This window comes from Thermaerobacter sp. FW80, from assembly GCF_004634385.1.
In the GTDB taxonomy this organism is placed as follows: domain Bacteria; phylum Bacillota; class Sulfobacillia; order Thermaerobacterales; family Thermaerobacteraceae; genus Thermaerobacter; species Thermaerobacter composti.
The window spans coordinates 2,866,790-2,888,308 of sequence record NZ_CP037895.1 but is presented as its reverse complement, the minus strand read 5'-3'; the positions used below and the strand labels follow the sequence as shown (position 1 = coordinate 2,888,308).

12 protein-coding genes are annotated in these 21,519 nt (G+C 71.7%); 8 read left to right on the top strand and 4 right to left on the bottom strand.

Going from position 1 to position 21,519, the window contains the following annotated elements; translation table 11 throughout:
• Positions 1 to 62: 62 nt before the first annotated feature.
• Complete coding sequence (locus E1B22_RS11920) at positions 63 to 1,673, top strand: IS200/IS605 family accessory protein TnpB-related protein (RefSeq protein WP_243123453.1); 1,611 nt, start codon at positions 63 to 65, stop codon at positions 1,671 to 1,673.
• Here E1B22_RS11920 and E1B22_RS11915 read toward each other — a convergent pair.
• From E1B22_RS11915 to E1B22_RS11900, 4 genes are all read right to left on the bottom strand, one after another.
• On the bottom strand, positions 1,668 to 2,069 hold the full coding sequence (locus tag E1B22_RS11915) for an MFS transporter (RefSeq protein ID WP_135225817.1): 402 nt from the start codon (positions 2,067 to 2,069) through the stop codon (positions 1,668 to 1,670). The genes E1B22_RS11920 and E1B22_RS11915 overlap by 6 nt on opposite strands.
• A 439-nt stretch (positions 2,070 to 2,508) precedes the next feature.
• Positions 2,509 to 3,639, bottom strand: coding sequence for an ABC transporter permease (locus tag E1B22_RS11910; protein WP_243123450.1), 1,131 nt, complete (start codon positions 3,637 to 3,639; stop codon positions 2,509 to 2,511).
• The gene (locus E1B22_RS11905; protein ID WP_135225816.1) at positions 3,599 to 4,435 is read right to left on the bottom strand and encodes an ABC transporter ATP-binding protein; all 837 of its coding nucleotides are present in this window, start codon (positions 4,433 to 4,435) and stop codon (positions 3,599 to 3,601) included. The genes E1B22_RS11910 and E1B22_RS11905 overlap by 41 nt, the downstream gene beginning before the upstream one ends.
• On the bottom strand, positions 4,432 to 4,989 hold the full coding sequence (locus tag E1B22_RS11900) for a MarR family winged helix-turn-helix transcriptional regulator (RefSeq protein ID WP_135225815.1): 558 nt from the start codon (positions 4,987 to 4,989) through the stop codon (positions 4,432 to 4,434). The genes E1B22_RS11905 and E1B22_RS11900 overlap by 4 nt, the downstream gene beginning before the upstream one ends.
• 311 nt (positions 4,990 to 5,300) lie before the next feature.
• Here E1B22_RS11900 and E1B22_RS11895 point away from each other — a divergent pair, with 311 nt between their 5' ends.
• The 7 genes from E1B22_RS11895 (at position 5,301) to lpdA (ending at position 21,387) form a co-directional block, all read left to right on the top strand.
• Entirely contained in the window at positions 5,301 to 8,873 is a 3,573-nt protein-coding gene (locus E1B22_RS11895) for a helicase-related protein (protein ID WP_135225814.1), read from the top strand.
• A 97-nt stretch (positions 8,874 to 8,970) separates the two neighbouring features.
• Complete coding sequence (locus tag E1B22_RS11890) at positions 8,971 to 11,805, top strand: DUF1156 domain-containing protein (protein ID WP_135225813.1); 2,835 nt, start codon at positions 8,971 to 8,973, stop codon at positions 11,803 to 11,805.
• Between the two features lie 37 nt (positions 11,806 to 11,842).
• Positions 11,843 to 15,232 (top strand): Swt1 family HEPN domain-containing protein, encoded by a 3,390-nt coding sequence (locus E1B22_RS11885; RefSeq protein WP_135225812.1) that lies wholly within the window; start codon positions 11,843 to 11,845, stop codon positions 15,230 to 15,232.
• A 137-nt stretch (positions 15,233 to 15,369) separates the two neighbouring features.
• A complete protein-coding gene (gene pdhA, locus E1B22_RS11880; protein WP_243123447.1) occupies positions 15,370 to 16,722 on the top strand; it encodes a pyruvate dehydrogenase (acetyl-transferring) E1 component subunit alpha in 1,353 nt (450 codons plus the stop codon).
• Positions 16,722 to 17,699 (top strand): alpha-ketoacid dehydrogenase subunit beta, encoded by a 978-nt coding sequence (locus E1B22_RS11875; protein ID WP_135225811.1) that lies wholly within the window; start codon positions 16,722 to 16,724, stop codon positions 17,697 to 17,699. Before pdhA ends, E1B22_RS11875 begins: the two co-directional genes overlap by 1 nt.
• A gap of 447 nt (positions 17,700 to 18,146) precedes the next feature.
• Positions 18,147 to 19,766 (top strand): dihydrolipoamide acetyltransferase family protein, encoded by a 1,620-nt coding sequence (locus tag E1B22_RS11870; RefSeq protein ID WP_135225810.1) that lies wholly within the window; start codon positions 18,147 to 18,149, stop codon positions 19,764 to 19,766.
• A gap of 136 nt (positions 19,767 to 19,902) precedes the next feature.
• Positions 19,903 to 21,387 (top strand): dihydrolipoyl dehydrogenase, encoded by a 1,485-nt coding sequence (gene lpdA / locus E1B22_RS11865; RefSeq protein WP_135225809.1) that lies wholly within the window; start codon positions 19,903 to 19,905, stop codon positions 21,385 to 21,387.
• Positions 21,388 to 21,519: the final 132 nt, after the last annotated feature.

Below are 21,519 nucleotides of genomic sequence, written 5' to 3'. Positions count from 1 at the left end.
GACCCGTCCCCCCTATTTGGCTTGCAGACGGAACATACGTTTGCTATCCTGGAAAGAGGAGGATGATCGGGCCGATGCAGGCGACCTTCCAGACGAAGATCCATGACCGGTCGGTTTACCCGGCCCTGGACGCCCTCGCCGCCCTGTACGGTCGCCTGCTGCGCCGGTTGTTCGTCGATCTCTACGTGCGGAAGCGTCCCCTTGTCGAGTGCAAGCGGGAGTCCATTGCCCGCGACGGCATCACAGCCCGCTACTTCAACGCGCTGGCCACCGAACTGAAGGCCAAGGTGAAGGCGGCGGAAGAAGCCCATCGGCACCATCTGGCGCATCTGCGCGGGCAGATCCAATCCACCGAACGAGCGATCGCCAAGCTCCACAAGCAGGCGAAAGCCTTGGCCTCGGGCAAGGGGCGCTGGGCGACCCTTGCCCCCCAAGAGCGGGCGGCGCGCCGGCGCCGGGTCCGGTTTCGGCTGCACCAGAAGAAGCGGCGGCTGGCGATGCTGCGCGCCCGCCTGGAAGCGGCGGAAGCGCGGACGGGATCGCCGCCGATTTGCTTTGGCTCGCGGCGTTTGTTCCACCGGCAGTTCCACCTGGAGGCGAATGGGTTCGCTTCCCACGACGCATGGCGCAAGGCATGGCGCGATGCCCGCAGCCAAAGCTTCTTCTGCCTCGGCTCCAAAGACGAGAGGAGCGGCAACCAGACGTGTTCGCTCTTGGGCGACCGCTTACGCCTTCGGTTGCCCAACGCCCTGGCCGGCCGCTTCGGGCGGCATGTTTGGCTGCAGGGCGTCCGTTTCCCCTATGGGCAGGATGTCATCCTGGCGGCCCTCGCGTCCGGGCAAGCGATTTCCTACCGCTTTGTCCGGAAGAACGGCGCCTGGTACGTCTTCGCCACCACCGAACGGCCCGCGGCCCCGATCACGACATCGCGGAGGGCGGGCGCCCTTGGCGCCGATCTGAACCCCGACCGGCTGGCCGTGGCGGAGGTCGACCGCTTCGGCAACCCGGTGGCGGCGCGCGACATCCGACTTCCGCTCCAAGGCAAGCGCCGGGAGCAGGTGAAGGCCATCCTGGGCGATGCGGTGGCGGACCTGGTGGCATGGGCCAAGGGCGCCGGCAAGCCCATCGTGGTGGAGCACCTGGACTTCCGGGAGAAGAAGACCCGTCTTCGAGAAAAGGACAAGCGATACGCCCGGAAGTTGTCCGCGTTTGCTTACGGCAAATTTTCCGCCCTGCTCATGGCCCGGGCCGCCCGGGAAGGCGTGGAGGTGCTCCGCGTCAACCCGGCCTTCACCAGCGTGATCGGCAAGGTCAAGTTCATGGCCCGGTACGGGCTGTCGCCCTACGCGGCCGCGGCGGTGGCGATCGCCCGCCGGGGCCTGGGTTTGGGCGAGCGCTTGCGCTCCGGAACCGCCCGCCCTCTACCCGCGAGGAATCGAGGGCGGCACGTCTGGAGCGATTGGCGGCGCATCGCCCCGTCGGTGCGCGGCCAGCGGGCGCACCGGCTCTATCAGCGGTCCTCCGAGGACGCCCCAGGTCGGGGGGAACCCCGATCCACCCGGGCACCGGCGGCCTCAAGGCCCCACGGCCCCGGGTGCGATGGTCTGGCTTGGGGTCCGGGGTGCGATCCCCCGGCGCGAATCGTCGGGAGCACCGTTCGCCCGGCGTCATAGGCGGATGCAATCAATGCCTATGTTTTGAGGAACGGTCGAGCTTCCCAGCGCCTGCAGCACCCGCGCCGCCACCAGCGCGCCCAGGGTCGGCGCCAGGGGCGCTGCGGCCGAGGCGAGGGCCACCAGCGCGAGCCCGGCGAAGAAGACCCGCCGGCGGCCGGCCAAGTCGGCCACCTTGCCCATCACCGGCTGGCCGACGGCGCTGGCCAGATAGAAGGCGGCGATCACCCACGTCAGCCGGCCGAGGGGGACCTGGAAGTCCCGGGCGATGGCGGGGAGGGCCACGGCGATCATGGAGGAGTTCAGGGGATTGAGGAGGGCGCCGAAGGCCACGGCGGCGAGGAGGAGCCCGGGGCTGCCGCCGGTTCCAGCCTCGGCCGCCCGGCGAACCGTCATAGCGGCGTCTGGAGCCGCGGCCGCGCGGGAACCCGCCACCGGGTCCGCGCCGGAGGCTGCGGCCGGGCCCGCGTGGGGGCCCACGGCCGAATCCGTGTCGGGGCCCGTGACCGGACCCGCGGTGGAACCCGCGACCGGACCCGTGCCACGGCCCCCGGCCGGTCCCGCGCCGGAGCCCGCGGGTGGGTCCGCGCCGCAGTCCCCGGCCGGTCCCGCGCCGGAGCCGCCGGCTAGGTCCGCGGTGACGCCGGCGGCCGGGTGCGGGGCTCGTCGTCCGGTCGGATGCGACTCCGGTTCTGCCGGCGGGGGAGGGGCCGGGTTCGTCCCCTGGCACCGCCCCGCTGGCCCGGGTCGGCCGGTTGCCCGGCGCCCATCCGCGTCTCCGAGTCGCTCCACCCCATCCGGTTGGATCGCCCGCGGCTCGGCGTCCCGCCCCACCTCAGGTCACCGCCCGCGGGTAGAGGCGCGACGCCACCGCCACCAGGAAGGCCAGGGCCAGCGCCAGCACCGCCACGTCGTGACCCAGGCCGAACTGGCTGGCGCCGCCGCGGATCATCAGGCCCCGCAAGGCGTCGACCTGGTACGTGAGCGGATTCACCCTTGCGATGCCGTGGACCCACCCCGGCATCAGGTGGAGCGGGTAGATGGCGTTGCTGGCGAAGAAGAGCGGCATGGTCAGCACCTGCCCGATCCCCATGAACCGCTCCCGGGTCCGCACCAGGCACGCCACCACCAGGGAGAGGGTGGAGAACACCGCCGCCCCCAGCACCGCCAGCGCCAGCACGCCCACCAGCGCCGCCGGGTCGGACCGAACCGCCACCCCCGTGGCCGCCGCCAGCAGGTAGATCACCACCGCCTGGGTCAGCGCCCGCACCCCCGCCGACAGGGCCTTGCCCAGCACCAGAGCGGTTCGCGGGGCGGGGCTCGCCATGTACTTGTGCAGGATGCCCAGGTCCCGCTCCCAGATCAAGGCGATGCCGTAGAAGATGGCCACGAACAGCGTGCTCTGCGCCAGGATCCCCGGCGCCATGAAGTCGAGGTAGGGCAGCCCACCCGTCGGCATGCCCCGCAGGCGCCCCATCACCTGTCCGAAGACCAGCATCCACAGGGCGGGCTGGACCGCCCGGGTCACCAGCTCGAAGGGGTCGTGCCGCAGCTTGCGCACCTCGGCTTCCACGATGGTCAGGGTCTGCCGGACGAAGGCGGCTGCCGCGGCGAGCGGGCCGGGCGCGGTCGCGCCCGGCCCGCCCCGCGACCCGGGGTCGCCCGTCGCCGTCGGTCCGGATTCCCCGTCGTCTGGCAGGGGCGCGGCGGGCGCCGCCCCGGGCACCGCTCCGCCGCTCGCGGCGGGCGTCCCGGGGGACGCGGGAGCCTGGATCCATCCGGTCGCGCCCGGGCTGCGGACCCCGGGCTCGACGGCGGTCCAGGGCGCAGGCTGGACCGCGGCTCCGGCCACGGGGGCGCGGGCGGCGCCCGGCCCGGCCTCCCCGGGGCCGGTTCGTCCCGGGTCGAGGTGCGGGTCCGGCTGCTCACGAGAGCCGCCGGGCGGTGCGGCGGGTGCGGGCGACATCGCGGTAGGTCCCTCCCGATTCCAGCGAGCTGCCGGTGAAGTGGACGAACACGTCTTCCAGCGTGGCGGCGGCGCCCACCTGGGCCTTGAGCGCGGCCGGCGACCCCACGGCGGCCACCTGGCCCCGGTGGAGGATGGCCACCTGGTCGCAGAGCTCGTCGGCCTCCTCCATGTAGTGGGTGGTCAGGACCACGGTGGTGCCGAACCGGTCGCGCAACAGGCGCACCTGCTCCCAGACCCCGCGGTGGGCGGTGGGATCGAGACCCACCGTGGGCTCGTCGAGGAAGAGCACGGCGGGGCGGTGCAGCAGGGACTGGGCGATCTCGAGGCGTCGGATCATCCCCCCGGAGTAGCGGCGAACCAGGGTGTGGGCGGCGTCGCCCAGGCCGACCAGCTCGAGGAGCTCCATGATGCGCCCGTACCGCTCCCGGGCCGGGATGCCGTAGAGCTTGGCGAAGATCAGCAGGTTCTCGTACCCCGTCAGGGCGCCGTCGGCGGAGAGGAACTGGGGCACGTAGCCCACCCGCCGGCGCACGGCGGCGGGCTGGCGCACCACGTCGAACCCGGCCACCCGCGCGGTGCCGCCGCTGGGCGGAAGCAGGGTGGTCAGCATCTTGATGGTGGTGCTCTTGCCGGCGCCGTTGGGACCGAGGAGGCCGAAGATGGTCCCCGCAGGGATCGCCAGGTCGAGGTGATCGACGGCGACGAAGTCCCCGAAGGACCGGGTCAGCTGGACGGTCTCCACCGCCAGACCGGAGCCGGCGGGATGCGGCGCGGCAGGCGCTGCCGTGGTCAACCCTCCTCGACCTCCTCGGGCAGGCGGGGGCCGGCCGGGTTCTCGCGCCCCTCGGCCGAGGCCGGCTCCGCGACCTCCGCTGCGACGCGCTCCAGCAGCCGCAGTCCGGCGGCCAGGGCAGCCAGTTCCTCCGGCCGGAAGCCGGCCAGCCGCTCGGCGAGCTCGGCCTCGGTCCTCCGGCGGGCGACCTCCAGGTCTTCGCGGCCGGCATCGGTCAGGTGGAGCACGACGCGTCGGCGCTCAGCCGGATCGATGTTGCGGGTCACGAGCCCCCGCTGGACCAGCCGGTTCACCAGTGTGGAGGCGGTGGGGCGGGCGACGCCGAGGTGCTCGGCCACCGCGGAGAGCGACGCCCCCGGGTGATGGTGCAGGTACAACAGGGTGCGGAACTGGGGCACGGACAGCCGCCCCGGTTGATGGCGGCGCATCTGCCTCCGGATCAGGCGCATGAGCCGGGGGACCACCTCGGTGATGAGGCGGGTGCAGCCTTCAGGCGTCGATGGGGATGTCGCGGAGTCCGCGGCCCATTCCCTTGCCGCCGTGCCCGACGTCATGGTGCATCGCCTCGTCCCCGTGCCGGCTCCCGCGGCGCCAGCCCGCCGCCAGCTCCCCGCTACCAGCCCACCGCGGGCAAAGCACAGATATACGCCGTGGGCAACGAGCTCCCCGCAATTCGATTAGCAGAGCTAACATTTAGTGTTCCAAATCATTTCCCGTAGTCAAGGGTCGAGGCGGGCCCGGGGTCGAGGCAGGCGGCCAAGGTCCCTGGCAGGGATCCATCGCGGACGGCGAAGTAAATACCCTGCGCCTTGTCACGATCGGAGTCCCACAGCACCGAATCCAGGGACGAAGCGGGGACCAAGCCTTGGTACGGCTCGAACACATCACCCGGGGGACGCTGCTCAAGGGGCTCCTGCCCAGCGGGCCGGTCACCGTGGTTGACGTCCGCTGGCACGGGTCCAATGTCATCGAGCTCTTCTACAAGGATGCGTCGGGGCGGCCCGGGACGGAACTGGTCTTCCGCGACCGGGAGCCGGTGCTGGAGATCGTCACGCCCGGTCGGCCCTGGAGCCTGGAGGCCGACGGCGCGGCCCTACGCCTGGTCTCCGAGGCCCTGCGCATCCGCCTAGCCCATCTCTTCGACCCGCTGCTGGCGGTGCACACGTCGCTGATCGAACCCCTGCCACACCAGATCACCGCGGTCTACGGGGAGATGCTGCGCCGCCAACCGCTGCGCTTCCTCCTGGCCGACGACCCGGGCGCCGGAAAGACCATCATGGCCGGCCTCCTCATCAAGGAGCTCCGGCTGCGGGGCGACGTGCACCGGTGCCTGATCGTCTGTCCCGGCAGCCTGGTGGAGCAGTGGCAGGACGAGCTGTCCTCGAAGTTCGACCTGCCCTTTGAGATCCTGACCAACGACCGGATCGAGGCGGCCCGGACCGGCAACGCCCTGGCGGAGATGCCGCTGGTCATCGCCCGCCTGGACAAGCTGGCGCGGGACGAGGCGCTGCAGGCCAAGCTCGCCCGCACCGAGTGGGACCTGGTCGTCGTCGACGAGGCCCACAAGATGTCGGCCTCCTTCTTCGGCGGCGAGGTCAAGGAGACGAAGCGCTACAAGCTGGGCAAGCTGCTGGGGACCATCACCCGGCACTTCCTCCTGATGACGGCCACGCCCCACAACGGCAAGGAGGAAGACTTCCAGCTCTTCATGGCCCTGCTGGACGGCGACCGGTTCGAGGGACGGTTCCGGGACGGCGTCCACACCACCGACGTCTCCGACCTGATGCGCCGCATGGTAAAGGAAGACTTGGTTCGCTTCGACGGGACTCCCCTCTTCCCGGAGCGGCGGGCCTACACCGTGGCCTATGAGCTTTCCGACGGCGAGGCGGCCCTCTACAAGGCGGTCACCGACTACGTCCGCCAGGAGTTCAACCGCGCCGATGCCCTCCAGAACGAGGGGCGCAAGGGGACCGTCGGGTTTGCCCTCACCATCCTCCAGCGGCGGTTGGCTTCGTCGCCGGAGGCCATCTACCAGTCCCTGCGCCGGCGCCGCGAGCGGCTGGAACGCCGCCTGCGCGAGGAAGAGGTCCGCCGCCGCGGTGCTCAGGCCCTGGTCCGCCTGGCTTCCTCCGATGCGGCGGCGACGGCCGAGGGGCGCCTGGGGGACTGGCGTGACCTGCCGCAACTGGACGAGGAGGACTGGGTGGACTTCGAGGAGGACACCCCGGGCGCGGAGCGGGAGCGGATCGAGGAAGAGATCGTCGACCAGGCGACGGCGGCCCAGACCATCGCCGAGCTGCGGGGCGAGATCGAGACCCTCAAGCAGCTGGAGGCGCTGGCGCTGCGGGTCCGCCAGAGCGGCACGGACCGCAAGTGGGAGGAGCTCTCGAAGATCCTCCAGGACCGGGAGGTCATGTTCGACGCCCGCGGACACCGGCGCAAGCTGGTGATCTTCACCGAGCACCGGGACACCGTGCGGTACCTGGCCTGGCGCATCCAGACCCTGCTGGGCCGGCCCGAGGCGGTGGTGGTGATCGACGGGGCCATGGGACGGGAGGAACGCCGCAAGGTCCAGGAGGCGTTCACCCAGGACCCCGACGTGCACGTGCTGGTGGCCACCGACGCCGCGGGCGAGGGCATCAACCTCCAGCGGGCGCATCTCATGGTCAACTACGACCTGCCCTGGAATCCCAACCGGCTGGAGCAGCGGTTCGGGCGCATCCACCGCATCGGCCAGACCGAGGTCTGCCACCTGTGGAACCTAGTGGCCCGCGACACCCGCGAGGGTGAGGTGTACCTGGCCTTGCTCCGCAAGCTGGAGGCGGAGCAGAGGGCTTTGGGTGGGCGCGTGTTTGACGTCCTGGGCAAGGCGATCCACGGTGCCGAGCTGCGCAAGCTCATGATCGAGGCCATCCGGTACGGGGACCGGCCCGAGGTGCGGGAACGCTTGAACCGGGTCGTGACCGAGCGGCTGGATCGGGAACGGCTGCGCCGGCTGCTGGAGGAGGGGGCGCTGGCCCGCGACACCCTGGATGCCCGCGCCATCCAGCAGATCCGGGAGGAGATGGAGCGGGCCGAGGCCCGCAGGCTGCAGCCCCACTTCATCGAGGCCTTCTTCCTCGAGGCCTTTCGCCGGCTCGGCGGCGCAGCCCGCCAGAGGGAGCCCCGGCGCTACGAGATCACCCATGTCCCCTCCGTGATCCGGCAGCGCGACCGCGTGATCGGCAGAGGGGCGCCGGTTCTTCCGCGGTATGAGCGCATCTGCTTCGAGAAGGAGCTCATCCGGGTCCCCGGCCGGCCGCCGGCCGCCTTCGTCTGCCCCGGCCACCCCTTGCTGGACGCGACCCTCGACGTGATCCTCGAGCGGTATCGGCCTCTGCTCAAGCAGGGGGCGGTGCTGGTGGACGAGCGGGACCCCGGCGAGACGCCCCGCTGGCTCTTCTACCTCGAGCACGCCATCCGCGACGGCCGGGTGGACGGCGAGGGCCGCGTGCGGGTGGTCTCGCGGCGCTTGCAGTTCGTCGAGATCGATGCCGAGGGCCGCGCCCGCAATGCGGGCTACGCGCCGTACCTGGACTACCGGCCTGTGGCGGAGGAGGAGAAAGCCCTCCTGGCCCTGGAGCTGGAGGCCCGGTTGGAGGGAACCCAGGCCCACGATCTGGAAGCGCAGGCCGTCTCCTATGCCATCGCGCACCTGGTGCCCGAGCATTTGGAGGAGGTGCGGCGGCACAAGGTGGCCCTGGTGGAGAAGACCGTGGCGGCCGTCAAGGACCGCCTGACCAAGGAGATCGCCTACTGGGACCACCGGGCCGAGGAACTGCGCCTGCAGGAGCAGGCGGGCAAGGTCAACGCCCGCATCAACTCCGCCCGGGCGCGCCAGCGGGCCGACGAGCTGCAGGCCCGGCTGGAGAAGCGCATGCGGGAGCTGGAGCAGGAGAAGAACCTGGCGGCCCTGCCCCCGGAGGTGCTGGGCTATGCCCTGATCGTTCCCGTGGGCCTGTTGCGGCGGCTGCGGGGGGAGGTGGCTGCGGGCGAACCCGGCCTGTTCGCCCGGGAGACGGAAGAGGTCGAGCGCCTGGCCATGGAAGCGGTCATGGAGGCCGAGCGGGCCCTGGGCTACGAGCCCCGGGACGTGAGCCGGGAGCGCTGCGGCTACGACATCGAATCGCGGATCCCCACCCAGCCGGGCCGGCTGCGGTTCATCGAGGTCAAGGGTCGCGTCGCCGGCGCCCGGACGGTGACGGTGACGAAGAACGAGATCCTCACGGCCCTGAACAAGCCCGACGACTACATCCTGGCCCTGGTGCAGGTGGAGGGGGGCCGGGTGCGGGGGGTCCGGTACGTGCGGCGGCCGTTCAGGCGCGAGCCGGACTTCGGGGCGGCCAGTGTCAACTACGACTTTGATGAATTGTGGGGGCGGGGGGAGGAGCCCCGGTAGGATCTCCGCCTCGAGCCACAGGGCCCCACTCAGCACCCTGTCACCGAGTCATCGCCGTATAGGGACGCGTCATCAAAATTCGTGAGGTGCACCCATCGTGACCCGGAAGAAACTCATCGAAGTCGCCCTGCCTTTGCCCGAGATCAACGACGCTTCGGCCTATGACAAGATGCCGGGGATCGGGCCGCACCCCAAGGGGATCCACCACTGGTGGGCGCGCCTGCCGCTGCCGGTCGCCCGCGCGGTGCTGTTCGCCTCGGTGGTCGACGACCCGTCGAGCCACCCCGACCGGTTCCCCACCGAGGAGGACCAGGCGCGGGAGCGGGAGCGCCTCTTCGGGATCATCCGCAAGATGATGCAGAAGCAGCTCCACAAGCACCCCGAGGTCTACGCCGAGGCCCGGGCAGAGATGCTCAAGCACTGCGACGGGAAACTGCCCCCGGTGCTCGACCCCTTCGCGGGCGGGGGCTCCATCCCGCTGGAGGCGGCGCGACTGGGGTTCGAAACCTACGCGGGGGACATCAACCCGGTGGCCGTTCTCCTCAACAAGTGCAACCTGGAAATCGCGCCCCGGTGGACGGACCACCCGCCCGTCAACCCGGAGGACCGCGGCAGGACCGGTGGAAACGCCCGGTGGCGTGGTACGGCCGGGCTGGCGGCGGACGTGCGGTACTACGGGCGGGTGATCCTCAAGCGCGCCCGCGAGAAGATCGGCCACCTCTACCCCCCGGTCAAGGTCACGGCGGAGATGGCCGAGGACCGGCCGGATCTCCAGCCGTACGTGGGCAAGGAACTGCCGGTGATCGCCTGGATCTGGGCGCGGACCGTCCCGAGTCCCAACCCGGCGGCCCGGGGTGCCCACGTGCCCCTCATGAGCACGTTCTGGTTGTCGAGCAAGAAGGGCAGCGAGGCGTACCTGGAGCCGGTGGTGGACCGGGTGGCCGGCACGTGGCGCTTCGTCGTGCGCACCGGGGCACCCAAGGACCGGGCGGCGGTGAAAGCTGGCACGAAGACCGGCCGGGCAACTTTCCGTTGCTTGCTGACCGGGGACACAATCACAAACAACTACGTAAATGCAGAGGCAGACAAGGGCAACCTGGCGTTCCGCCTCGTCGCCATCGTTGCCGCCGGGGGTCGTGGCCGGGTGTACGTGCCAGCCGACCCTTTGCATGAGGCAACGGCCGCAGTCACCAAGCCGGCAGGTGTGTTGACTGAGCCTGCGGCCGGCACCTTTGCAGGGAACGCCGTCGGACTCCCCTACGGATTTAAACAGTTCAGCGACTACTACACCCCGCGCCAGCTAACTGCGCTGCTGATGCTGTCGGACCTGGTGCGGGAAGTGCGGGCGGACGTGCGGCGGGATGCGGCTGCGGCCGGGTTGTGGGACGCCGAAGCCGAGGACTACAGCCGCGCCGTCACGACCTTCCTTGCACTGGCAGTGGATCGGTGCGCGGATTTTAATAATTCCCTGTGCAGGTGGAGCCCAAGTAACCAGAAGGTAATGAATCTGTTCGGTCGACAAGCGATTCCGATGGTGTGGGACTTTACAGAGGCTAATCTGCTAGGGGAGTCGGTTGGTGCCTGGTCGACCTGTAGCGAGTACGTTGCCCAGTGCATCGAAACCATGGCAAGACTGCTGCAAGGCCAAGCCCGTTCCATCGATGCCTCGCGGCCGTGGGATAGACTGAAGAACGTTCTGGTCAGCACCGATCCGCCCTACTACGACAACATCGGCTACGCGGCCCTCTCGGACTTCTTCTACGTGTGGCTGCGGCGTACCATTGGTGACCTTTATCCGGAGTTGTTCTACACCATCCTGGTGCCCAAGGAGCCTGAGCTGGTGGCGGCACCCGAGCGGTTCGGTGGAGACAAGTATGCGGCCAAGGAACACTTCGAGGAGGGCTTCCGCCGGGCCTTCGGGCAACTGCGCAAGAAGATGGACTGCCGCTTTCCCCTCACCGTCTACTACGCCTTCAAACAGGACGACGAGGAGAGCGGCACGGACGACGAGGCCGGACAGGTGAACGGTAACCGGGTGGACCGTACCACCGGGTGGGAGACGATGCTGGAGGCCCTGATCGGCACGGGTTTTCAGATCACCGCTACCTGGCCGGTGCGCGCCTCGCAGAAGTGGCGGATGGTCTCCATGGGCACCAACGCCCTGGCTTCGTACATCGTTTTGGCTTGCCGTCCCCGGCCCGAGGACGCACCCCAGATTGACCGCCGTGGCTTCATGGTCGAGCTCAAGCGCGAACTTCCCGAAGCCATCAAGCGTTTGCAGCAGGGTAACATCGCTCCGGTGGACTTCGCCCAGGCCGCCATCGGCCCCGGCATGGCGGTGTTCTCCCGCTACAGCCGGGTGCTGGAGCCCGACGGCCGGCCTATGACGGTCCGCACCGCCCTGGCCCTGATCAACCAGGTGCTCACCGAGGTTCTCGCCGAACAGGAGGACGAGTTCGACAACGAGACCCGCTGGGCCATCGCCTGGTACGAGCAGCACGGGTTCGACGAGGGGGAGTTCGGCGAGGCCGAGCTGCTGTCTAAGGCGAAGGTGACCACCCTGTCCGGCCTGGAGCAGGCGGGGATCGTGCGGGCCCAGCGGGGCCGAGTCCGCCTGCTGCGGCCGGAGGAGCTGGACCACGGCTGGGACCCCGAGCGCGACAAGGCGCCCACCGTCTGGGGCACCACCCACCAGCTCCTCCGGGTCTACTATCACGAGAACGCCGGCGAGGAAGCCACCGCCCGGCTGGTGGCCAAGCTGGGCGGCCGGGCGGAGATGGCCCGGGACCTGGCCTACCGGCTCTTCCGCATCAGCGAGCGCAAGGGCCGCACCCAGGAGGCCCTGGCCTACAACGCCCTGGTCTTGGCCTGGTCCGAGCTGGTCCGGCTGGCGCAAGACCGCCGCCAGGGCGAGCAGATGACCGTCCTCTGATCGGCCGGTACGGCGCGTTTTTATGGGGGGTGGGACCGTGGCCGTAAGCAACTACGAACGAGTCCGCAGGGCTCTCGAACTGCTGCGCAACGGGCTGGCGCCCTTCGTCGCCCGGGAGATCCGCCTGGCCCGCAAGGAGGGGCGGGTGGATGACCGCGTCCTCTTGCGCTTCGTCGACGATCCCCTGGTGGCCGAGAAGCCGGTGGAACAGTGGGACGTCGCCCTCCTGCTCAAACTGATGTGGAACACGTGGAACGACGTGTTCAGGCATACCCTGGGCCATGCTGAGCGCAGCTTCGTCTCCGAGCTCCGGGAGTGGCGCAACCGCTGGGCGCACCAGGAGCCCTTCAGCAGCGACGACACCTACCGGGTGCTGGACTCCGCCCGGCGCCTGCTGGCCGCCATCTCCGCCCCCGAGGCGGAGGAACTGGACCGCATGACCGCCGAGCTCCTGCGGGTCCAGTACGACGAAAAGGTGCGGCAGCAGCGGCGCAAGGCGGGCGGCTCCCTGATCGAGGCGGCGGCCAGCGGCATGCTCGAGCCCTGGCGCGAGGTGGTGAGCCCCCACGAGGACGTGGCCAGCGGCCGCTACCAGCACGCCGAGTTCGCCGCCGACCTCTGGCAGGTGTACCTGGGCGAGGGCAGCGACGAGTACAAAGACCCGGTGGAGTTCTTCCGGCGCACCTACCTCACCGAGAGCCTGAAGTGGCTGCTGGTCAACGCCGTGCGCCGGCTGTCGGGCCAGGGCGGCGACCCCGTGGTCCAGCTCCAGACCAATTTCGGCGGCGGCAAGACCCACTCCATGCTGGCCCTGTACCACCTCTTCTCCGGCCTGCGGCCGGGGAACCTGCCCGGCGCGGAGGAGGTGCTGAAGGAGGCCGGCTTCACCTCCATCCCCCGAGCGCGGCGGGTGGTGCTGGTGGGCAACCGCATCTCCCCCGGCAACCCCAGCGTCAAGGACGACGGCACGGTGGTGCGCACCCTCTGGGGCGAGCTGGCCTGGCAGCTGGGCCGTAGGGACGCCTACGAGCGGGTGCGGGCCGACGACGAGCGGGCCACCAACCCCGGTGACACCCTGCGCCAGTTGCTGGCGGACTACGGGCCCTGCCTGATCCTCATCGACGAGTGGGTGGCCTACGCCCGCCAGCTCCACGACGCCGGCGACCTCCCCGCCGGCAGCTTCGACACCCAGTTCACCTTCGCCCAGGCCCTGACCGAGGCGGTCAAGGCCGTCCCCAACGCCCTGCTGGTGGTGAGCCTGCCCGCGTCGGAGAGCCCCACCGCCACCCGCACCGGTGCCGAGGACGTCGAGGTGGGCGGCTCCCGCGGCCGGGAAGCCCTGGAGCGGCTGCGCAACGTCATCGGGCGCGTGGAGGTGCCCTGGCGGCCGGCCACCCCCGAGGAGAGCTTCGAGATCGTCCGGCGCCGGCTCTTCCAGCCCATGACCGAGCCCGAGCAGTTCGAGGCGCGGGACGTGGTGGCCCGGGCCTTCATGGAACTTTACAAGGCCCATCCCGGGGAGTTCCCCGCCGAGTGCCGGGAACCGCAGTACGAGCGCCGCATCAAGGCGGCCTACCCCATCCACCCCGAGGTCTTCGACCGCTTGTACGGGGACTGGGCCACCCTGGTGCGGTTCCAGCGGACCCGGGGCGTGCTGCGGCTCATGGCCGCCGTGATCCACAGCCTCTGGGAGCAGGGGGACCGCAGCCCCCTGATCCTGCCCTGCACCCTGCCCATGGACGACCGGCGGGTGGAGTCGGAGCTCACCCGCTACCTGACGGACAACTGGGTTCCCGTGATCCAGCGGGACGTGGACGGCCCCGGCTCGCTGCCGCTGCAGATCGATGGAGAGTCGTCCACCTTCGGGCGCTACTCCGCCGCCCGGCGGGTGGCGCGCACCATCTACCTGGGCTCCGCCCCCACCTACACCGCCGCCAACCGGGGCCTGGACGACCGGCGCATCAAGCTCGGCTGCGTCATGCCCGGCGAGTCGCCGGCGGTGTTCGGGGATGCCCTGCGGCGCCTGGCCGGCCGGGCCACCTACCTGTACACCGACGGGACCCGGTACTGGTACGCCCCCCAGCCCAACGTCAACAGCCTGGCGGAGGAACGGGCGGAACAGCTCAAGTACCAGCCGGACCGGGTGGCGGAGGAGATCGAGCGCCGGGTGCGGGAGGAGGTACGCCGCTCCTCCGGTCATTTCGCCGGCGTGCACGCAATTCCCAGGTCCAGCCAGGAGGTGCCGGACGAACCGGCCGCCCGGCTGGTGATCCTCGGCCTGGATGCTCCGTACCAGCGCAACGGCGAGAGCCCCGCCCTGTCTGCCGCCGCGCAGATCCTGGAGTGGCGGGGCAACCAGCCCCGGACCTACCGGAACGCCCTGGTGTTCCTGGCGGTGGACCGCACCCAGTTGGACGGCCTGGACGAGGCGGTGCGACGCTACCTCGCCTGGGATTCCATCCTGCAGGAGCGAGAGGCCCTCAACCTGGACCCGCACCAGGCCCGCACGGCCGAGCAGCAGAAGACCGCCGCCGACACCACCGTCTCCCTGCGCTTGCTGGAGGCCTTCCAGTGGCTCTTGGTGCCCGAGCAGGGGGACCCGCAGGGTGACGTGGGCTGGTTGGCCGTGCGCCTGCAAGGGTCCGGGAACCTGGTGGAACGGGCCAGCAAGAAGCTGGTGGCGGACGGTCACCTGTACACCCAGCTCGGCGGCAACGTGCTGCGCATCCAGCTCGACCGGGTGCCCCTCTGGCGGGGTGACCACGTGGAGGTCCGCCAGCTTGTGGAGGACTTCTTCCGCTACCTCTATCTGCCCCGGCTGCGGGATCCGTCGGTGCTGGTGGGCGCGATCGAGAGCGGCGTGCGGATGCTGACATGGGTGCAAGACGGCTTGGCGTATGCCGAGAGCTATGACGAGGCGGCCGACCGTTACCGCGGGCTGCGGGCGGGGGAGGGGATCTCCCTGGATCCCGATGTGCCGGCGGGCCTGCTGGTTCGTCCCGAGGTGGCGGAACGACAGCTCAAGGCCGAGTTGGCTGCGCCATCGGCGACCGGGGCGGTGCTCGGCGGTGACCAAGCCGCCCAGCCCGCGGTGACCGGCAACGCTGGCGCGACGGTGGCCGGTGTCGTGGTATCGCCGGGGAGCTACGGGCCGGGGTCGGGCTCTCCGTCTGGGGCGCCGGCCCAGCCCGTCTTCCGCCGCTTCCACGGGCGCGCCGCCTTGAACCCCATGCGGGTGGGTGCAGACGCGGGCCGGATCGCCGAGGAGGTCATCGCTCACCTGGCGGCGCCGCCGGGGGCCCAGGTCCGGGTCACGCTGGAGATCGAGGCGTCGCTGCCCGCGGGGTTCTCCGAGCCCGTGATCCGCACGGTCCGGGAAAACTGCAACACGTTGAAGTTCGAGGAGCACCACTTCGAGGAGGAGTAGCCGCCCGGGGCGAGGCAGGGAATGCCACCGCGCAACCGAACTGAACCGGATGGGCGGTGTCTAACGACCGTTTGTAAGCCTCGCGGGGCGAGGGCCGGCTCGCGCCGACGGGGTTCGGTGCGACAGGGGGGAGCGGCGTGGGCAGCTTACACCACCTCCGGGAGGAGACCTTCGCGATGGTCCGGGTGCTGGACCCCGACGGCAACCTGGTCGGGGAGCCCCCTGACCTGGACGACGCGAGGCTCCTCGAGTTCTACCGGTGGATGGTCTTCGCCCGGATCTTCGACGAGCGGTGCCTGAACCTGCAGCGCCAGGGGCGCATGGGCACCTACGCACCCCTGGCCGGCCAGGAGGCGGCCCAGGTGGGCAGCGCCTTCGCCCTCGAGCCGGACGACTGGGTCTTCCCGTCGTACCGCGAGCACGCGGTGACCATGATCCACGGCCTGCCGATGGAGAACGTGCTGCTGTACTGGATGGGCCGCGAAGAGGGCAACCGGATCCCGGAGCACGTCAACGTGTTCACCGTGGCGGTGCCCATCGCCACCCAGATCCCCCACGCCGTCGGCGCCGCCTGGGCGGCGAAGATCCGCGGCGACCGGCGGGCCTTCATCGTCTACTTCGGCGACGGCGCCACCTCCGAGGGCGACTTCCACGAGGGGTGCAACTTCGCCGGGGTCTTCAAGGCGCCGGTGGTCTTCTTCTGCCAGAACAACCAGTTCGCCATCAGCGTTCCCCTGCACCGCCAGACGGCCAGCGAGACCATCGCCCAGAAGGCGGTGGCCTACGGCTTCCCCGGCGTCCGGGTCGACGGCAACGACGTGCTGGCGGTCTACAAGGTGACCAGGGAGGCCCTGGACCGCGCCCGAGCGGGGGAGGGCCCGACGCTGATCGAGGCCGTGACCTACCGCTTCGGTCCCCACACCACCGCCGACGACCCCACCCGCTACCGCACCCCCGAGGAAGTGGAGGAGTGGCGGGAGCGCCGCGACCCCATCACCCGCATGCGCCGGTTCCTCATGGCCAAGGGGCTCCTGGACGAGGCCCAGGACCGGGCCATCGCCGAGGAGGCCCGGGATCGCATCGCCGCCGCCGTCCGGGCCGTCGAGCAGATGCCCAAGGCGGCGCCGGAGAGCATCTTCGACTACGTCTACGCCCAGCTGCCGTGGCATCTCGAGGAGCAGCGGCGGGAGCTGCTGGAGGAGCTCGGGCGGACCAGCGGCACCCCGGGCGGCGGCACCGGGGCCGGCGGCAGCGGGGACGGCACGGGGGGCGGCGGCGCGGGGGCTGCCCCGACCGGCCGGGCCGGTTCTTCCGGGACGAACGCGGCCGGCGCGCCCGAGGGCGGGGCCGGTTCCACCCGCGGCGGTCGGGCGGGGGGCCCAGCCGGTGCGGCGGGCGCGGCCGCCGGCGGCGACCCGAGCCCTCCGCGGGCCGGCGGCGGCGCGGGCGGCGCCGGGGCCTCGGGGGATGCCCGGGGGGGTGGGTGGTGATGGCCAAGCTGACCATCGTCCAGGCGGTGGCCGACGCCCTGCGCACCGAGATGGAGCGGGACGAGCGGGTGGTCGTCCTGGGCGAGGACGTCGGCGTCAACGGCGGGGTCTTCCGCGCCACCGAGGGCCTGTACGAGCGGTTCGGGGAGAAGCGGGTGATCGACACCCCCCTGGCCGAGTCGGGTATCGTCGGCACGGCCATCGGCATGGCCATCTACGGCCTGCGGCCGGTGGCCGAGATCCAGTTCGAGGGGTTCATGGCGCCGGCCTTCGACCAGATTGTCAACCACGCGGCCCGGATCCGCACCCGCTCCCGCGGCCGCTTCAGCTGCCCGCTGGTGATCCGGGCGCCGTGGGGCGGCGGCATCCGCGCCCCCGAGCACCACTCCGACAGCCCGGAGGCCTGGTTCATCCACCAGCCGGGGCTCAAGGTGGTGATCCCCAGCACCCCCTACGACACCAAGGGCCTCTTGATCGCCGCCATCCGCGACCCGGACCCGGTGATCTTCTTCGAACCCAAGCGGATCTACCGCGCCTTCCGGCAGGAGGTGCCGGAGGAGGCGTACACCGTCCCCATCGGCCGCGCGCGTACGGTGCGGGAGGGGCGCGACGTCGCCATCTTCACCTGGGGCGCCATGGTGCGGATCGTGGAGGAGGCGGCGGAGGAGCTGGCCGGCCGCGGCATCGAGTGCGAGATCGTCGACCTCAGGACCCTGAGCCCGGTGGACGTGGAGGCCATCGTGGCGGCGGTGCAGAAGACGGGCCGCGCCCTGGTGGTCCACGAGGCGCCCAAGACGGCCGGCTTCGGGGCGGAGATCGTGGCGCTGATCAACGAACGGGCGCTCTTGTACCTGGAGGCGCCGGTGTACCGGGTGGCGGGGTTCGACACGCCGATGCCCCTCTTCCACCTGGAGGACTACTACCTCCCCAACAAGGACCGGGTGATCCGGGGTGTGGAGCGGGTCCTGAGCTTCTGAGCCCGTCCACGGTGCCGGCCGCGTCCTGGCGCGCCGTGTCGCGTCGCGGCGAGGGCGGGGGGCGAGTCCCGGCGGCTCGGCTTCGCCTCGGGAGCCCGGGAAAGGGACTAGAGTCCGCCAGGGCGTGGGATGCCGCGCGGTGCGGCGACCGGTGCCGGTGGGCGGGGCCGCCCCCTCCCGAGAGGGTCCGCCGGAGCGTGTGGCGGGGTCCGGTGAGGGAACCGCGGCCGCGACGCGACCGGGGAGGAGCGCGGGACGCTGCCGGCGGTACGATGGCCGCGGCGACGCGGGCGGATGCCGGGCGGGACCCCGCCCGGCCCGGTGCCGCAGGGGGTCGGGGCCCGCTGCGGGCCGCGGTCCGGGAGCAGGGCTAGGGCGAGTTCGGGTCTCTTGGTCGACGCGAGGGTTCGGCGAGGGCCGGCAACGGGGAAAGGCGAGGTGCGGGGCATGGCCTACGAGTTCCGGCTCCCCGACGTGGGCGAGGGCATCCACGAGGGGGAGATCGTCCGCTGGCTGGTCAAGCCCGGCGACCGGATCCAGGAGGACCAGCCGCTGGTGGAGGTCCAGACCGACAAGGCCACCGTGGAGATCCCCTCGCCGGTGGCGGGGGTGGTGCGAGAGCTGCGGGCGAAGGAGGGCGACGTGGTCCCGGTCGGCAGCGTCATCGTGGTGATCGACACCGAGGCCCGCGCGGACGAACCAGCCAGGGCGGCGGCCCCGGCGACAGCCGGCCCGACGGGGGCGGGGGCACCTGCCGCCGGTCCCGCCGGGGCGGGGGCGAACCCGGCGCCGGGCGCCGGGACGGCAGCTGCAGCGGCCGGGCCTGCTGAAGCCGGTTCGTCCGCGGCGGGGGCCCCGGGAGCGGCGGCTGCTCGTGCCGCGCGGGGGGCGGTGGCGGCACGCCCGGAAGGGCCTGCAGGCCCGCCCGGGGTTGCGCCGGCGGGGGTTGCGCCGGCGGCCGCGCCCGGTGCCCCGGCCCCCGACGGGCGGCGGGTGCTGGCTACGCCGGCAACCCGCCGCCTGGCCCGGGAACTGGGGGTCGACATCCGGCTGGTGCCGGGCACGGGCCCGGCGGGCCGGGTGACGGCCGAGGACGTGCGAGCCTTTGCCGCCGCCCGGGCGGCGGGGGCGCAGCCGGTGGCGGCGGCTCCGGGGGGTGGGGCGCCGGGCGCGGCGCTTCCCGCGGCGGGAGCCGGTTCGACCCTCACGGCGCCCTCCCCAACGGGCGTGCCGGCGGCAACGCGACCCGGTGGGCCGGCGGGGCCTGCGACCCCGGTGGCGCCGCCAGGTCCCGCTGCACCGGCAGCCCAGGCCGCACCCGAGGCCCCGGCCGCTCCCGGGGTTCCGGCCGTGCCCCCCGGCGGCGAGCAGCGCGTGCCCTTGCGCGGCCTGCGCAAGCGCATCGCCGAGAAGATGGTCCAGTCGATGTACACCGCACCCCACGTCACCCACGTGGAGGAGGTCGACGTCACCGAACTCGTCGAGCTGCGGCGCACGGCGCTGCCCCTGGCCGAGGAGCGGGGGATCAAGCTCACCTACCTGCCCTTCATCGCCAAGGCGGTGGTGGCGGCCCTGCAGCAGTTCCCGATCTTCAACGCCAGCCTCGACGACGAGCGGCAGGAGATCGTGCTCAAGGGCTACTACCACATCGGCGTGGCGACGGCCACCGACGAGGGCCTGATCGTCCCGGTGGTGCGCGACGTGGATCGCAAGAGCATCTTCCAGATCGCCCGGGAGATCGCCGCCCTGACCGAGGCGGCGCGGGCACGGCGCATCGCCCTGGACGACGTGCGGGGCTCCACCTTCACCATCACCAACGTGGGCGCCCTGGGCGGCGGCGTGTGGTCGACGCCCATCATCAACTACCCCGAGGTGGCGATCCTGGGGGTGCACAAGTTCCGGGAGACGCCGGTGGTGCGGGACGGGCAGATCGTGGTGCGGACCATCACCTACCTCGCCCTGAGCTTCGACCACCGGGTGGCCGACGGCGCCGACGCGGTGCGGTTCGTCAACCGGATCAAGGCGTACCTGGAGCAGCCGAGCCTGCTGTTCTTGGAGATGGCCTGAGGTCCTGGGGGATCCACCGCGGCCCGAAGGGAACCGCGGCTCCGGCCCCGGGTCGTGCGGTGCCCGGACCGAATGGACGCAACGCCTCGCTGCGGCGGTGCGGGACCTGGGTTCTGTGGAGACGGGAGTGGATGCGATGGTCGTCGGCGAAGTCGCGACGGAGACGGAGGTCCTGGTCATCGGCGGCGGGCCGGGCGGCTACGTGGCCGCCATCCGCGCGGCGCAGCTCGGCAAGGACGTCACCCTGGTGGAGAAGGATCGCCTCGGCGGCGTGTGCCTCAACGTGGGGTGCATCCCCTCCAAGGCGCTGATCGACGCCGCCAAGGCCTACCACCGCCTGGCGCGCGAGGCCGAGCGCGGCATCGTGGTCGAGGGGGCGCGCCTGGACTTCGGCCGGCTGCAGGGGTGGAAGCAGGCGGTGGTCCAGCGGCTGACGAGCGGCGTCGCGCAGCTGCTGAAGGGCCACGGCGTGACGGTGGTGAAGGGGCGGGCGACCTTCACCGGCCCGAACCAGGTGCGGGTCGAGAACCCCGGCGGCGGCAACGAGGTCTACCGCTTCAAGCACTGCATCGTGGCCACGGGCTCGCGGCCCGTGGAGCTGCCGGGCTTTGGCTTCGACGGCGTGCGGATCCTGGATTCCTCGGACGCCCTGGCCCTGGACCACCTGCCCCTGCGGCTGGTGGTGATCGGGGGCGGGTACATCGGCCTGGAGCTGGGCACCGCCTTTGCCAAGCTGGGCTCGGCGGTGACGGTGCTGGAGCTGGCGGACCAGCTGCTCCCCGGCACCGATCCCGAGCTGGTGCAGGTGGTGGCCCGGCGCCTCCGCCAGCTGGGGGTCAAGGTCCACACCGGCGTCCGCGTCCTGGGGTGGGAAGAGGAGCCCGGCGGCGAGGGGGTCCGGGTGGTGTTCCGGCCCGAGCCCCGCGGGGAGGGGGCGGCGGGAGCCGGTGCACGGGGATCGGCCGGTTCGTCCGGATCGGAAGAACAGGCCGTGGTGGCCGATGCGGTGCTGGTCAGCGTGGGCCGGCGGCCCAACACCGACGGGCTGGGCCTGGAGCGGGTGGGCGTGGAGCTGGACGAGCGCGGCCGGGTGCAGGTCGACGCCCAGCGGCGGACGCGCCAGCGGCACATCTTTGCCATCGGCGACATCGTGCCCGGGCCCATGCTGGCCCACAAGGCGAGCCGGGAGGGGATCGTGGCGGCGGAGGTCATCGCCGGGCTGCCGGCGGCGGCCGATTACGTCGCCGTGCCGGCGCCGATCTTCACCGACCCGGAGATCGCCACGGTGGGGCTCACGGAGGAGCAGGCGCGCCAGCAGGGCTACGACCCCGTGGTGGGCCGCTTCCCGTATGCCGCCAACGGGCGCGCCCTGACGCTGGGCGAGCGGGACGGGTTCGTCAAGCTGGTGGCCGACCGGGAGACGGGCGTGGTCTTGGGCGCGGGGATCGTGGGGCCGGAGGCGTCCGATCTAGTGGCCGAACTGGCCCTGGCCATCGAGATGGGCGCCACCCTGGAGGACCTGGCCCTCACCATCCACGCCCACCCGACCCTAAGCGAGGCGGTGATGGAGGCGGCGGAGGCGGGGCTGGGCCACGCCATCCACGTGCTGGGGAAGCGTTAGGTGCAGGAGCTGGTCGTACCTGCGGGCCTGGGGCGTGGCCCTCGCCGGCGCGGCTTTGAGAGCCGGCGGCCGCGAACGCCGCATGGCTTCGCGAGCCGGCGCGGCCCCGAAAGCAGGGCGCGTCTCGGAGAG

Coding starts and splice junctions, on each gene's coding strand:
- lpdA (WP_135225809.1), top strand. CDS start 19,903: ATGGTCGTCGGCGAAGTCGCGACGGAGACGGAGGTCCTGGTCATCGGC.
- E1B22_RS11920 (WP_243123453.1), top strand. CDS start 63: ATGATCGGGCCGATGCAGGCGACCTTCCAGACGAAGATCCATGACCGG.
- E1B22_RS11910 (WP_243123450.1), bottom strand. CDS start 3,639: ATGTCGCCCGCACCCGCCGCACCGCCCGGCGGCTCTCGTGAGCAGCCG.
- E1B22_RS11870 (WP_135225810.1), top strand. CDS start 18,147: ATGGCCTACGAGTTCCGGCTCCCCGACGTGGGCGAGGGCATCCACGAG.
- E1B22_RS11875 (WP_135225811.1), top strand. CDS start 16,722: ATGGCCAAGCTGACCATCGTCCAGGCGGTGGCCGACGCCCTGCGCACC.
- E1B22_RS11915 (WP_135225817.1), bottom strand. CDS start 2,069: ATGACGGTTCGCCGGGCGGCCGAGGCTGGAACCGGCGGCAGCCCCGGG.
- E1B22_RS11900 (WP_135225815.1), bottom strand. CDS start 4,989: ATGACGTCGGGCACGGCGGCAAGGGAATGGGCCGCGGACTCCGCGACA.